The organism is Clavibacter sp. VKM Ac-2872 (assembly GCF_015351105.1).
Lineage (GTDB): Bacteria > Actinomycetota > Actinomycetes > Actinomycetales > Microbacteriaceae > Clavibacter.
The window spans coordinates 1020552-1033774 of sequence record NZ_JADKRR010000001.1 but is presented as its reverse complement, the minus strand read 5'-3'; the positions used below and the strand labels follow the sequence as shown (position 1 = coordinate 1033774).

The 13223-nt window shown below is 73.7% G+C and carries 13 protein-coding genes; 4 read left to right on the top strand and 9 right to left on the bottom strand.

All coding sequences use genetic code 11. The features are described from left to right. The first annotated feature begins 1 nt into the window (after nucleotide 1). Nucleotides 2–1141 (top strand): glycosyltransferase family 1 protein, encoded by a 1140-nt coding sequence (locus ITJ40_RS04930; RefSeq protein WP_194666011.1) that lies wholly within the window; start codon nucleotides 2–4, stop codon nucleotides 1139–1141. An 18-nt stretch (nucleotides 1142–1159) separates the two neighbouring features. Here ITJ40_RS04930 and ITJ40_RS04925 read toward each other — a convergent pair whose 3' ends face one another. The 3 genes from ITJ40_RS04925 to ITJ40_RS04915 all read right to left on the bottom strand — a co-directional run bounded on the left by ITJ40_RS04925 (nucleotide 1160) and on the right by ITJ40_RS04915 (nucleotide 4284). Further along, nucleotides 1160–2509, bottom strand: coding sequence for an LCP family protein (locus ITJ40_RS04925; protein WP_194666010.1), 1350 nt, complete (start codon nucleotides 2507–2509; stop codon nucleotides 1160–1162). Then, nucleotides 2506–3030, bottom strand: a complete 525-nt coding sequence (gene purE, locus ITJ40_RS04920) for a 5-(carboxyamino)imidazole ribonucleotide mutase (RefSeq protein ID WP_194666009.1) — start codon at nucleotides 3028–3030, stop codon at nucleotides 2506–2508. Before purE ends, ITJ40_RS04925 begins: the two co-directional genes overlap by 4 nt. A 126-nt stretch (nucleotides 3031–3156) precedes the next feature. Beyond that, on the bottom strand, nucleotides 3157–4284 hold the full coding sequence (locus ITJ40_RS04915; RefSeq protein WP_194666008.1) for a 5-(carboxyamino)imidazole ribonucleotide synthase: 1128 nt from the start codon (nucleotides 4282–4284) through the stop codon (nucleotides 3157–3159). A gap of 136 nt (nucleotides 4285–4420) precedes the next feature. Between ITJ40_RS04915 and ITJ40_RS04910 the strand changes: the two genes are divergently transcribed. Beyond that, nucleotides 4421–4924 (top strand): GtrA family protein, encoded by a 504-nt coding sequence (locus ITJ40_RS04910; RefSeq protein ID WP_194666007.1) that lies wholly within the window; start codon nucleotides 4421–4423, stop codon nucleotides 4922–4924. A gap of 40 nt (nucleotides 4925–4964) precedes the next feature. Here ITJ40_RS04910 and ITJ40_RS04905 read toward each other — a convergent pair whose 3' ends face one another. After that, on the bottom strand, nucleotides 4965–5759 hold the full coding sequence (locus ITJ40_RS04905; RefSeq protein ID WP_194666006.1) for a PH domain-containing protein: 795 nt from the start codon (nucleotides 5757–5759) through the stop codon (nucleotides 4965–4967). Between the two features lie 3 nt (nucleotides 5760–5762). Continuing rightward, on the bottom strand, nucleotides 5763–6545 hold the full coding sequence (locus ITJ40_RS04900; protein WP_194666005.1) for a biotin--[acetyl-CoA-carboxylase] ligase: 783 nt from the start codon (nucleotides 6543–6545) through the stop codon (nucleotides 5763–5765). 149 nt (nucleotides 6546–6694) lie between these two features. On the opposite strand from ITJ40_RS04900, the gene ITJ40_RS04895 reads away from it, so the two are divergent. Further along, complete coding sequence (locus tag ITJ40_RS04895) at nucleotides 6695–8266, top strand: acyl-CoA carboxylase subunit beta (RefSeq protein ID WP_194666949.1); 1572 nt, start codon at nucleotides 6695–6697, stop codon at nucleotides 8264–8266. Then, nucleotides 8263–8496 carry an acyl-CoA carboxylase subunit epsilon gene (locus tag ITJ40_RS04890; protein WP_194666004.1) on the top strand — a complete coding sequence of 78 codons (234 nt, stop codon included), beginning with the start codon at nucleotides 8263–8265 and terminating at the stop codon, nucleotides 8494–8496. The genes ITJ40_RS04895 and ITJ40_RS04890 overlap by 4 nt, the downstream gene beginning before the upstream one ends. A 290-nt stretch (nucleotides 8497–8786) precedes the next feature. Here ITJ40_RS04890 and ITJ40_RS04885 read toward each other — a convergent pair whose 3' ends face one another. From ITJ40_RS04885 to ITJ40_RS04870, 4 genes are all read right to left on the bottom strand, one after another. Next, the gene (locus tag ITJ40_RS04885) at nucleotides 8787–9809 is read right to left on the bottom strand and encodes a hypothetical protein (RefSeq protein WP_194666003.1); all 1023 of its coding nucleotides are present in this window, start codon (nucleotides 9807–9809) and stop codon (nucleotides 8787–8789) included. Next, complete coding sequence (locus ITJ40_RS04880) at nucleotides 9806–11152, bottom strand: sensor histidine kinase (RefSeq protein ID WP_194666002.1); 1347 nt, start codon at nucleotides 11150–11152, stop codon at nucleotides 9806–9808. The genes ITJ40_RS04885 and ITJ40_RS04880 overlap by 4 nt, the downstream gene beginning before the upstream one ends. Continuing rightward, nucleotides 11142–11846 carry a response regulator transcription factor gene (locus ITJ40_RS04875; RefSeq protein WP_194666001.1) on the bottom strand — a complete coding sequence of 235 codons (705 nt, stop codon included), beginning with the start codon at nucleotides 11844–11846 and terminating at the stop codon, nucleotides 11142–11144. The genes ITJ40_RS04880 and ITJ40_RS04875 overlap by 11 nt, the downstream gene beginning before the upstream one ends. 98 nt (nucleotides 11847–11944) lie before the next feature. After that, nucleotides 11945–13192 (bottom strand): class I SAM-dependent RNA methyltransferase, encoded by a 1248-nt coding sequence (locus tag ITJ40_RS04870; protein WP_194666000.1) that lies wholly within the window; start codon nucleotides 13190–13192, stop codon nucleotides 11945–11947. Between the last annotated feature and the right edge of the window lie 31 nt (nucleotides 13193–13223).

The following is a 13223-nucleotide window of genomic DNA, read 5'->3' as shown; positions in this document are numbered from 1 at the left end:
CGTGACCACCACGCTGCGCGTGATCATCGACCAGCTGACCGGCCCCACGCCCGGCGGCATCGGCCACTACGCCGAGGACCTGACGAGAGCCATCGTCGCCGCGACGCCCAGCGGGTGCGAGGTCGAGGGGGTCGTCTCCGCGATCACGCCCGAGCAGACGGCCGACCTCGAGGCGCGGCTGCCCGGCCTCGCGCGCATCACGCGCGTCCCACTGCCCCGCCGGGAGCTCTCCCGCGCCTGGCAGCTGGGCCTGCCGACGCCCGGCACGACCGGCATGGTCCACGCGCCCGGCCTCCTCGCGCCGCTGCGCCGCCACGACCGCGTGAACACGAACGACCAGATCGTCGCCACCATCCACGACGTCAACGCGTGGACCCACCCCGAGAGCATGACGAGCGCGTCCGTCGCCTGGACCAAGGCCATGGCCAAGCGCGCGCGCAAGCACGCCGACGCCGTCGTCGTCCCGTCGCACGCGCTGGCGGAGGAGCTGGCGCGCTACGTCGACCTGGGCGACCGGGTGCGCGTGATCGGCGGAGCCGTCAGCCCGCGCATCGCCCTGCCCGCGGATCCCGCCGCCCGTGCCGCGGAGCTCGACCTGCCCGCCGAGTACCTGCTCACCGTCGGGAGCCTCGAGCCGCGCAAGGGCGTCCAGGCGCTCGTGCAGGCGCTCGTGCGCCCGGAGACCGGCGACCTGCCGCTCCTCATCGTCGGCCCCGCGACGTGGGGCGACGTCGAGCTCGCGCAGGTGGCGGACGAGGCGGGCGTCGATCCGTCGCGCGTGCGCAGCCTCGGATCCCTCACGGACGCCGACCTGGCCGTCGCGCTCGACCGCGCCACGGTCTTCGTGCACCCCAGCCTCTCGGAGGGCTTCGGGCTCCCGGTCGTGGAGGCGCTGTCCTTCGGGACTCCCGTCGTCCACTCGGACGCGCCCGCGCTCCTCGAGGTCGCGGCCGACGCGGGCGTCGTTGTGCCCCGTGAGGACGCCGCCGGCTACCCGCTGCGCCTCGCCCAGGCGATCGGCGGCCTGCTGTCCGACACGGCCGCGCGGGAGCGCCTCGCCGTGGTCGGCCAGGATCGCGCACGTGCCTTCAGCTGGCGGGACTCCGCGGAGAAGGTCTGGCAGCTGCACGCGGACCTGTAGGCGCGGCCGCCTCCGGGGTCAGCCCGCGGAGCCGTTCGCGAACTGCTGCTGGATCGCCTGGCGGATGGCCGGGAAGTCGGGCTTCTGGGAGTCGAACCGCGGCGGCACGATCTCCAGGTCGTCGATGGGCTGGTCCTTCGTCTTCAGCGCGAGCTGCGTGAAGTAGCCGAGCATGCCGCGGGGGATGTCGGTCTTGACCACCTGCTGCCCGGCCTGGGCGATCGCGTCGAACTTGGTGAGCACGTTAGCCGGGTCGAACTGCTTCAGCACCGCCTGCTGCACCTCGCGCTGGCGCGACATGCGGTCGTAGTCGGTGGTCTGGTAGCGGGAGCGCGCGTACCAGAGCGCGTGGTAGCCGTCGAGCTTCTGCTCCCCGGGCTCGATCCACTCGGGGATGGGCACCGGCCGGAACTTGTCGTCGTGCCCGGATCCCATGCCGATGCGGCGCTTGACGTCGATGTCGATGCCGCCGAGCGCGTCCACCATCTCGGAGAAGCCCTGCATGTCGATGAGCGCGTAGTACTGGATCGTGAGCCCCGTGACGCCCTGCACGGCCTCGCGCATCGCCTCGATGCCGGGGAGGCTGCCCTTCGCCTTCGCGTCGGGGTAGAGGTCCTGCTTGTAGACCTCGACCTCGGTGTAGATCGAGTTGAGCATGCAGGCGTCCACGTCGCAGCGCTGGTAGCCGTTCGGGTAGCGCTTCTGGAGGGGCGAGCCGTCGGAGAACGGCACCTTCTCCATGTCGCGCGGCAGGCCGACCATGGTCGCGCGCCCGGTGTCGGCGTCGATGCTCACGACGGTGATGCTGTCGGGACGCAGGCCCGCCCGGTCGCTGCCCGCGTCGCCGCCCAGCAGCATGATGTTGTACCGCCCGTCGACGGGGGCCTCGGTGGCGTAGTCGCCGAAGATCCCGCCGAGGGCGCCGCGGCCGACGCCCACGATGTAGGCGGCGTAGCCCGCGGATCCGGCCGTGCCGACCAGGAGCAGCACCGAGAGCGCCGCGATGATCGGCCGGGCCCGGGGGGCGACGCGCACGATGCGGGTGAGCCGCAGCGTGTCGAGCGCGAGCACGACCCAGAGCACGGCGTAGGCCGCGAGCAGCACCTGCAGCACGACGAGCAGCCACTCCTGGGACACGACCTGGATGAGGGCGCCGCGGGCGAACAGCGCGAACCCCCCGACGACCACGGCGAGCGCCCAGACGGCGAGCGTGGAGGCGAGGCCGATCCGACCCAGGCGACGGTTCCCCGCGAGGACCTGGGCGGATCCGGGGATGAGGACGTTCAGCACCACGAGCCACCAGGCCCGGGTGGTCATGATGCGCGGGGACCGGGTGTCCGGGTGCCGGATCGGCTGGGTCAGGCTCACGTGCGGGACGACACCTTCTGCTGCAGGGCGGCGTTCTTGCGCTCCACGAGCTCCGCGAGCTCGGCGCGGTGGCGCGCGAGGGCGTCCGCGATGCGGTCGTCGGACGTCGAGAGGATGCGCGCGGCGAGCAGCCCCGCGTTCTCCGCGCCGCCGATGGAGACGGTGGCGACGGGCACGCCCGCGGGCATCTGCACGATCGAGAGCAGGGAGTCCATGCCGTCGAGGGTCGCCAGGGGCACGGGCACGCCGATGACGGGCAGGGTGGTGACGGAGGCGAGCATGCCGGGGAGGTGCGCGGCGCCGCCCGCCCCCGCGACGATGACGCGGATCCCCCGCTCGCGCGCGGTCTGCCCGTAGGCGATCATGCGCTCGGGCGTGCGGTGCGCGGACAGCACCTCGACCTCGTGGGCGATGCCGAGGGCGTCGAGCGCGCGGGACGCCTTCTCCATCACGTTCCAGTCGGAGTCGGAGCCCATGACGAGGCCGACGAGTGCAGGGGTGTCGGGATTCACGGGCTCCATGCTAGGTGGCGGATCCTCGACGCCCGCTGCGCCACGCAGCCCGCGCCCGGCCGATCCGCGACGTCCGCGAGCGCCCCCGCGGGATCCGACGCGCGCCCCCGCGCACGGGCCCCGCCGGGTAGCCGGTCAGCCGCGGAAGAAGGCGGCGGCCGCGCGGGCCCGGTACGCGGTCTCGTCCAGGTCGTCGCCCACCACCGTGACGTGCCCGACCTTGCGACCGGGTCGCGAGTCCTTGCCGTAGAAGTGGAAGCGCGCCTCCGGCTGGTCGGCGAGCGCACGGGGGTAGCGGTCCGCGACGGTGCCGGACTCGGGCCCGCCCAGCACGTTGATCATCACCGACCACGGCGCGAGCGGCCGGGTGGATCCGAGGGGCAGGTCGAGCACCGCGCGCAGGTGCTGCTCGAACTGGCCGGTGACCGCGCCGTCCATCGACCAGTGGCCCGTGTTGTGCGGGCGCATGGCCAGCTCGTTGACGAGGAGGCGCCCGTCGACGGTCTCGAACAGCTCGACCGCGAGCACGCCCGTGACGCCGAGCCCCTCCGCGATCCCGCGGGCCATGTCCTCCGCCGTCTCGCGGAGCCGGGCGCTCGCGCCGTGCGCCGGGGCGATGACCTCCGCGCACACGCCGTCGCGCTGGATCGACTCGACGACGGGCCAGGCGGCGATGTCCCCGGAGGGGCGGCGCGCGACGGACTGCGCGAGCTCGCGGGCGTAGTCGACGAGCTCCTCGGCCAGCAGCGCGTCGCCCGGGCCGAGCGCGGCGAACCAGTCGTCGGCCTCCTCGGCGGAGCGCACCACCCGCACGCCCTTGCCGTCGTAGCCTCCGCGCGGCGTCTTCACGACCGCGACGCCGCCGTTGTCGGCGAGGAAGGCGGCGAGCGCCTGCTGGTCGGCGACGCGCGCCCAGATCGGCACGGGGACCCCGAGCTGCTCGAGCCGCTCGCGCATGAGGAGCTTGTCCTGCGCGACGAGCAGCGCGTCCGGTCCCGGGTGCACCGCGACGCCCTCGGCGACGAGCGCGCGCAGGACGTGCTGCGGCACGTGCTCGTGGTCGAACGTGATGACGTCCACGTCGCGCGCGAAGGCGCGGACGACGTCGAGGTCGCGGTAGTCGCCGACGGCCGTGGCGGCCAGGCCGGCGGACATGCCGTCGGCCTCGGCGAGCACGCGGATCCCGATGCCGAGCTCCACGGCGGGCGCGATCATCATCCGGGCGAGCTGGCCGCCTCCGACGACTCCGACGGTGGGCGTCATGGTGTCCTCCTGGTGCAGGTGGGTGGGCCCGCAGGCGCCGGCGGGCGGCCTGGGGACGGTCGGTGGGCGGGACCAGCCGGTATCATCGTCCGTCACGCCACCCGCCATCCTCCCCCATCCAGGACGGACCCCGCCCATGTCCCCCCGTCGTCCCCTCGCGTCGCTCGGCGTCCAGATCGCGCAGTTCGGCGTCGTCGGCGGCGTGGGCTTCATGGTGGACCTCACGGTCTTCAACCTGCTGCGCGCCACCGTGCTGCACCCCGACGCCGTCGAGGCCGGACCGCTGCTCGCCAAGGTCGCCTCGACCGTGGTCGCCATCGCCGTCAACTGGGTGGGCAACCGCTACTGGACCTTCGGCACGCAGCGCACCACGCGCCGGGGTCGGGAGGCGCTCGAGTTCCTGGCGGTCAGCGTGATCGGCATGGCCATCGGGCTCGCATGCCTCTTCGTCTCGCACTACGTCCTGGGGTTGACGTCGCCGCTCGCGGACAACGTGTCCGCCAACGTCATCGGCCTGGGGCTCGGATCCGCGGTGCGCTTCGTGCTCTACCGCCAGTGGGTGTACTCCCCCGCGCGTCGCCATGCGGCCCCGCCGGCGTCGGCCCGCGCCGAGGACGCCGACCGGGTCGCGGTCTCCTAGGGTCCCGACTCCGCGAGGCCGTCCGGCGACCGGATGCCGGTCAGCCGCGCTGCCAGGGCTGCGTGTCGTCCGGCCACACGGATCGGGGCTCGTCCTGCTGCCGCCAGGCCGGGTCGCCTGGCCGCCCGCGGCGCGACTCCTCCTGGCGGCGGCGCTCGGCCACCATGTTGGCGTTCTCCTCCATGAGGTCCTGCAGCGCCTGGACGACGAGCACCGCGGACGGCACGTCCCGGAGCACGACGGGCGACTCCAGGCCGGCGTTGATGGTGACGTGGCCGCTGCGGTGCAGGTGCTGCAGCGGGCCGCGGCGGAGGGTCACGTCGTATCCGCGGGAGTGCAGCAGCTCCTGCCGGGTGCGCACGAAGAAGCCGTGCGACACGATGAGGCGCCTCGTCGTCACCGTGTAGCGGCGGTTCAGCCAGACGAGCACGGGCAGCAGGGTGACGAAGACCGCGACGCCGGCGAGCGACACGAGCAGCAGCGCGTTCTCCCACGGCTCCGGGAACCAGCCGCCGAAGTACCCGCCCGTGAGGCAGATCGCGAGCAGCAGCAGCACCGGGAGCGTCAGCGCGCGGCCGTGCGGGCGGAGGCGGACGAGGACGCGCTCCGGGTCGGCGGCGACCATCTGCTGCGGCGGCGCGGCGGGCGGCGCGGCCGGGCGCCCGAGGCGCGGATCCACGTCGTGCGGCGCGGTCAGGCGGCCGGCCTCGTCCTCGGCGACGCGACGGCGCTCCTCCTTCTCGGCCTTGCGGCGGGCCCGACGTCCGCCGCGGACGGGGAGCGCCCGCCCGCCCTCTCCGGGTGCGTACCGCTGCGTGTCACCCGTGTGCGCCATGCCTCATTGATACCGCAGATGCGTCACGTCCCCGGCGGCGACAGACGTCACGGCCGGATCCCCGGCGGACTCCACGGTGAGCCGCCCGTCGTCGTCGACCCCGGTGGCGCGCCCGAGGAGCTCGCCGCCGCCCGGCAGCTCGACGCGGACGGCGCGGCCGATGGTGGCGCAGGTGCGGGCCAGCTCGTCGACGAGGCCCGCGGCGCGCGCGTCGCCGTCGGCGGCAACCCAGGCCAGGTACCTGGCGCGGAACGCGGCCAGGTAGGCGGCCAGGACCGCGTCCACGTCGGGGTGCGGCACGCCCGCGAGCCGCAGCGACGTGGAGGTGGGCGTCGGCAGCTCCTGCTCCTCGAGCGTGAGGTTGAGGCCCGTGCCCACCAGCATGCGGCCCGGCGCGACGAGCTCGCCGAGGATCCCGGACACCTTCCGCCCGTCCACGTGCACGTCGTTCGGCCACTTGAGGGTCACCTCGGCGGGCGGGGGCACGACGTCGCGCAGGGTCGCGACGAGCGCGAGCCCGGCGATGAGCGGCAGCCATCCGGGGTCGAGGTCCGCGCGCCCGGGAGCGCAGAGCACGCTCACCGCGAGCGTCCGCCCGGGCGGCGCCACCCAGACGCGGCCACGGCGGCCGCGCCCCGCCGTCTGGTCGAGGGTGAGCACGACGGATCCGTCCGGCCACCCGGCCGGATCCGCGGTCGCCCGCCGGGAGAGCTCGTCGTTGGTCGAGCCGACCGTGTCCAGGGCGAGGAGGCGCGGGGCGGCGCGGCGGCTGAGCGGGAGGTCCATGACGTCACCGTACCGAGCGGATCAGGAGGACACCGCACCCCGGATGCGCCGTCTTCTGTGCGTGGTCCACAAGAGCGGGGCGCGCACCCGCCGGTACAGTGAGGCGGGTGACTGCACACGAGCCAGACGAGGACGCCGGCGCCCCGGACATGTACACGACCGCAGGCAAGCTCGCCGACCTGAAGAGGCGCTACCACGAGGCCGTCACCGCGAGCGGCGAGGCCGCCATCGAGAAGCAGCACGCGCGCGGCAAGATGACCGCCCGCGAGCGCATCGACCAGCTGCTCGACCACGGGTCGTTCGTCGAGCTCGACGAGTTCGTCCGCCACCGGACGCACGCCTTCGGCATGGACGCCAAGCGTCCCTACGGCGACTCGGTCGTCACGGGCACGGGCACCATCAACGGCCGCCAGGTCGCCGTGTACTCGCAGGACTTCACGATCTTCGGCGGCTCCCTCGGCGAGGTCGCGGGCGAGAAGATCATCAAGGTCATGGAGCTCGCCATCAAGACGGGCGTCCCCATCATCGGCATCCTCGACTCGGGCGGCGCCCGCATCCAGGAGGGCGTTGTCGCGCTCGGCAAGTACGGCGAGATCTTCCGCCTCAACACGCGCGCGTCGGGCGTCATCCCGCAGATCTCCCTCATCATGGGCCCGGCCGCGGGCGGCGCCGTCTACTCCCCCGCCCTCACCGACTTCGTGATCATGGTCGACAAGACCAGCCACATGTTCGTCACCGGGCCCGACGTCATCAAGACCGTCACGGGCGAGGAGGTCGGCTTCGAGGAGCTCGGCGGCGCGCTCACGCACAACAAGGTCTCGGGCGTCGCGCACTACCTCGCCAGCGACGAGGACGACGCGCTCGACTACGCGCGCACGCTCCTCGGCTTCCTGCCGGACAACAACCTGGCCGAGCTGCCCGAGTTCCCGCGCACGGCCGACCTCGAGATCACCGCGCAGGACCTCAAGCTCGACACGATCATCCCGGACAGCCCGAACCAGCCGTACGACATGAAGACGATCATCGAGCTCGTCGTCGACGACGGCGAGTTCCTCGAGACGCAGCCGCTGTTCGCGCCGAACATCATCGTCGGGTTCGCTCGCGTCGAGGGCCGCTCCGTCGGCATCGTCGCCAACCAGCCGAACGCGATGGCCGGCACGCTCAACATCGAGGCGGGCGAGAAGGCCAGCCGCTTCGTGCGCTTCTGCGACGCGTTCTCCATCCCGATCCTCACGCTCGTCGACGTGCCCGGGTACCTCCCCGGCACCGAGCAGGAGTGGACGGGCGTCATCCGCCGCGGCGCGAAGCTCCTGTACGCGTACGCCGAGGCGACCGTGCCGCTCGTCACGGTCATCACGCGGAAGGCGTACGGCGGCGCGTACATCGTCATGGGATCCAAGCAGCTGGGCGCCGACATCAACCTCGCGTGGCCCACCGCCGAGATCGCGGTGATGGGCGGCCAGGGCGCCGTCAACATCCTCTACCGCGGCGAGATCAAGGGCGCCGAGCAGGCAGGAGAGGACGTCGCGGCCGTGCGCACGCGGCTCGCGAACGAGTACACGTACAACGTGGCGAGCCCGTTCCTCGCGGCGGAGCGCGGCGAGCTCGACAACGTCATCCAGCCGGCGGCCACGCGCGCGTCGGTCGTGAAGGCCCTGCGGGCCCTGCGCACGAAGCGCGCGAGCCTGCCTCCGAAGAAGCACGGGAACATCCCGCTGTGAGCGACGCGCAGACGCCGGCCGACGCCGCGATCGGCGGGTTCCGCGTGCTCGGTGGCGCGCCCACCGAGGAGGAGCTCGCCGCGGCGACCGCGGTCATCGCGGCGCTGGCGGCGCAACCGGCCGCCGAGCAGCCCGTGCGCCGCGCGCCGGACGCGTGGCAGCGGTCGCAGCGCAGCGTGCGCGGCACGCTGGTGCCGGGTCCCGGACGCTGGCGCGGCTTCTCCGGCTGACCGGTCGCCCGGCCCGCCGGGTGCGCCCGCCGCATGCCGTGTCCTCCCAAATGACGACTTGGCCGCTCCCTCCCGCTGCGTGAGACTCGTCGTGCTGGGGGGCCCGCATCGCGGGTCAGTCAACACGGCGTCGTCCATCTGTGGTGAGCAGACGACGCCGGGGGGCGGATCATCTCGATGCTCGGGTCATCGGGATGACCGGAGAGGCGCGAGGGCGGACGGTGCAGGCACCGGCCCTCGCGCCTCTCAGCACCACCGAGCCGTCGCGCGGACCGTCGCGGCGCAGCAGCTCAGCTGCGCGGTCGCGGGATCTCCAGCCACAGGTCGACCTCGTCGTCCAGGTCGTCGCTGCCCAGCAGGCTCGCGCTGCCGTCCCCGGCCACGCTGAGGCCGACGACGGTGATCGCCGTGTCGGATCCCTCGGGCACCGTCCGCGCGATGATCTTGTCCGCCCGCGTGTCCCGCACGGCCTCGGCCAGCCGGTCGAGCACGGCGTCGCGCGTGGCGTCGTCGAGGTCGTCGATGCCGCCCTCGTCGAGGAGCGTGACGACCGTGCCGCGACGCCGGGCGAGCATGACCTGCTCGCGGACCGCGTCGTTGAGGAGGGTGCGCCCGCGGATCTCGTCGCGGATCGCGCCCTCGAGGTACAGGCACTCCTGCCGCTCCTCCGGGGAGAGGTCGCCGCCGGTCTCCACGATGCGGCGCAGCATCGGCACCGCCATGCGGCTCGTCTGGCGGAGCCGGAACTGCCGCTCGTAGAGGTGCGCCTCCTGCGCGGCCTGCCAGTCCGCCGCCTCGCGCTCGGCGCGGTGGAACTGCCGGGCGTCGCGGGCGGCCTTGGCGAGCGCGTGCGCGAGCACGTGCGAGACGGCGACCCAGAGCGCGCTGCCCGTGACGCCGTAGGCGACGAGCCCGGCCGGTCCGCCCCAGAGCACGGTCTGCACCGCCAGGATGACGATGCCCGCCCAGGCGAAGCCCTGGCGGCGGCGCGCGGACGTGATGGTCATCAGCGTGCCGACCGCGGCGACGTGCCACGTGGTGAACGGCGCGAGGGGCCCGGGCGTGAGCTGGCTGGTCACGAGGACGGGTACGACGGTCGCGACGGCCAGGTTGAACGAGGCGAGCCAGACGGGCATGACCGTGGGGCTCGTGGGCCAGAGGCTCATGAGCGTGGCCACGAGGTACAGCGCGACCGCGACGAGCGTGACGGCCGGATCCGCGGGGGCGCCGATCGCGACGAGCGCGAGGACCACGTGGTACGCCGAGAAGAGGGCGGCGAGGCCGAGCACGATCGAGCGCGGGACGACGATCACCGGTGGCCCCTCTCGCGGTCCGGGCGGTCCTGCGGCGGCGCATCGAGGTCGTCGGGGAGGAGAGGGACCTCGGGGGCGGCGGCGTCGCCCGGAGCGGGCCAGCGGATCCGCACGGCCGTGCCCTCCCCCGGCGCCGAGTCGATGGTGACGAGCCCGCCGGCCTGCGCCACGCGCTCCTTGATGGACACACGGAGCCCGAGGCGCTCCGTCGGGATGCGGCGCTGGTCGAAGCCGACGCCGTCGTCGACCACGTCGATCGCCACGCCCTCGTCGCCGTGGCCGGAGATGACGAGCATCCGGGTGATGGTCTCGGCCGACGTGCCGGCGTGCTGGAGGCTGTTCATCATCGCCTGCACGGCGGCGGAGTAGATGGCCTCGGCGGTTGCCACCGGGACCGTGCGCGCGCCGAGGTCGCGCGTCTCGAGGACGAACGGCGCGGAGAGCGCGGAGGCCGCGTCGACGATGCGCTTCGCGACGGCGCGGAGGGGCACCGAGGCGTCGTCGTCCGTGCCCTGCTCCGCCGCGGCCAGGTGCCCCATCGCGTTCGCGGCCATCGTGGCGGCGAGCGTGCGGGCCGCCGGATCCGCGGTGCGCGCCGCCGAGAGCAGCGTGGTGAGGACGCTGTCGTGCACGATCGCGTCGACCTGCACGCGCTCCACCTCCGTGGCGTGCTGCCGCACCGCGTGCGAGTAGCGTGTGAGCGCCGTCCCCTGGGCCCAGTCGACGCCGAGGGCCGCCTGCCGGAGCACCGTGACGATCATGAGGACCGAGCCGCCGAGGATGATCGAGTAGAGGACCTGCAGGAACGAGTCGAGCGGGGTGATGACGCCGTGGCGGAGCGCCACCTCGAGGAAGCCGAGCCCGAGCGGCACCGCGACGGTGTAGATGACGGCGATCCAGAGGCGGAAGGCCATCGCCGCGCACGTCGTCGCGACCGTGAGCTCCTGGTAGAGGAACGGCTGCGGGACGGTCGAGAGGGTCTCCGGGACGATCGCGAACGGCCACGTCGCGAGCGCGAGGACGAAGACCAGGGCGACGGTCGCGTGCGCGGGCACGACGCCGCGACGGATCACGCCGGCGACGCAGGTCCAGACGAGGCTGCCGAAGAACACCACGAGGAAGGCGATGCTCCAGGCCGGGCGCATGGCGTCCAGCTGGCCGTTGATGACCTGCAGCGACTGCAGGGCGAAGAGGAGGCCGAACGCGCTGGCGCCACGGCCGAGGATCGTCTCGATGCGGGCGAGGCTGATGGGGTTGTCGGGGGTGCGCGGCGGGGCGCCGGCGAGGGCGCGCGTCGCGGGAGCCGCGGGGGGCGGCGCGCTGGCCGGAGGCCTAGCGGCCATCGCCGCCGTCCTGGTCCAGCCCCGGGAGGATGCCGTCCTCCACGGCACGCCGGAGCAGGTCGACCTTGGTGGGAGCGGGACGGCCGACCTCGACGTACTTCACGCGGATCCGGTCGAGGTACTCGCGCGCCGTGCTGTTCGCGATGCCGAGCTGCTGCGCGACGAGCTTGAGCGGCAGGCCGGAGGCGTACAGGTGCAGCACGTCGCGCTCGCGCCGGCCGAGCTGGGCCTTCGCGAAGTCGCGGTCGGCGTCGATCGCGGTGGCCCACTCGAGGTTGTTGAGCACGTCGCCGCGGGCGACGGTGGCGACGGCCGCCATCACGGTCTGCGTGGCCGACGACTTCGGGATCACGCCAGCTGCGCCCGCGGCGAGCGCCTCGCGGACGCTCGCGACGCGGTCGGCGATGCTGTGCACGAGGACAGCCGCCCCCGTGCCCTGCGCGGCCTTGACGTTGTCGGTGACGGAGGACCCGTCCCCCAGCGAGAGGTCGAGCACGACCACGTCGCACTCCCGGCCCACCAGGCCCTCGACGAGCTCGCGGGCGTTGGCGGCGGCGAGGATGAACTCGTATCCGGCGTCGAGGCATGCGGCCTTGAGGCCGAGGCGCACCGACTCGTGGTCGTCGACGACGGCGACGCGGACGGGAGGGCGGCTCTCGGCCACCCGATCGGATCCCTGCGTTGTCTCGGTCATCCGGATCCCCCTCGTCGCGTGGCGCCGTCGAGCTCCGACGGTCGCCTCGCCCACTGTATCGCCCGGCCGCCGCGTGCCCTCGGCGGCGGATGCCCCGGTCAGGAGGCGGCGGGCACCAGCACGGCCACGCTCTCGACGTGGTGGGTGTGCGGGAAGAGGTCGAACGACCGCACCGACCGGAGCGCGTAGCCGCGCTCGGCGAACAGAGCAACGTCGCGGGCGAGCGCGACGGGGTCGCACGCCACGTACACGATCTGCGCCGGGTGCAGCTCCGCGAGCGCGTCGACGACGGGCTTCTTCGCGCCCGCCCGCGGCGGGTCGAGCACGACGGTAGCGCCCTCGAGGCGGCGGCGCTCGGCGGGGCTCGCCTCCCGCGCCAGCTTCTGCAGGTAGCGGTCGACGCGCGACGTGAGGGACGCGGCGCCCACCCACTCCGCCAGGTTGTCGCCGGCGAACTCGGTGGCGACCTCGTCGCTCTCCACGCTCGTGATCCGCGTCGTGTCGCCGAAGCGGTCGCCCACGGCGGCGGCCAGCAGGCCGACTCCCCCGTAGAGGTCGAGGTTGGCGGCGCGCGGGTCGAAGAGGGCCTCGTCGATGGAGGACTGCACGGCGTCGTAGAGCGTCTCGGCCGCGCGGCGGTGGACCTGCCAGAAGCCGCCGGCCTCCAGCTTGAACTCGCGGTCGCGGACGCGCTCGGTGATGGTGTCCCGGCGTTGCGGCTTGCCGTCGATGAGCAGCATGCGCACGTGCCCGTCGGCGGGGGCGACGAGGTCGATCCCCTCGACGCCCGGGAAGCGCTGGCCGAAGGGCGCGGCGCCGTTGACGCCGGCGGTGGCGAGGGGAAGCGACGCGACGGGGATCACGCGGTGCGAGCGCGACGCGTACGGACCGACCTCGCCGTCGTCGCCGACGTGCAGGCTCACGCGCGTGCGCCAGCCGAGGCCGTCGGACTCGTCGTCGCCGGGGAGCGCCTGCACCTGCACGTCGTGGTCGACGTGCGCCATGCGGGACAGCGAGTCGACGACGACCTGCCGCTTGAGCTCACGCTGGTGGGGGAGGTCGATGTGGCCGAGCTCGGCGCCGCCGACGCGGTCCTCGGGGGCACGGTCGACGGAGGCCTCGGCCCAGACGTGGGGGCGGCGGTGCGGCGACGCGTCGAGCACCTCGACCGTGTCGGCCCGCCAGAACGACTTCTTCGAGTCCTCGGTGATGCGCGCGCGCACCCGCTCGCCGGGGATCGCGTCCGAGACGAAGATCACCCGCCCGTCGTGCCGCGCGACGGAGACCCCTCCGTGCGCCATGTTGGTCACGTCCACCTCGACCTCGCGGCCCACCTGCTCACCCATGCGGCAACCCTGACACACGCGCGGACGTCCT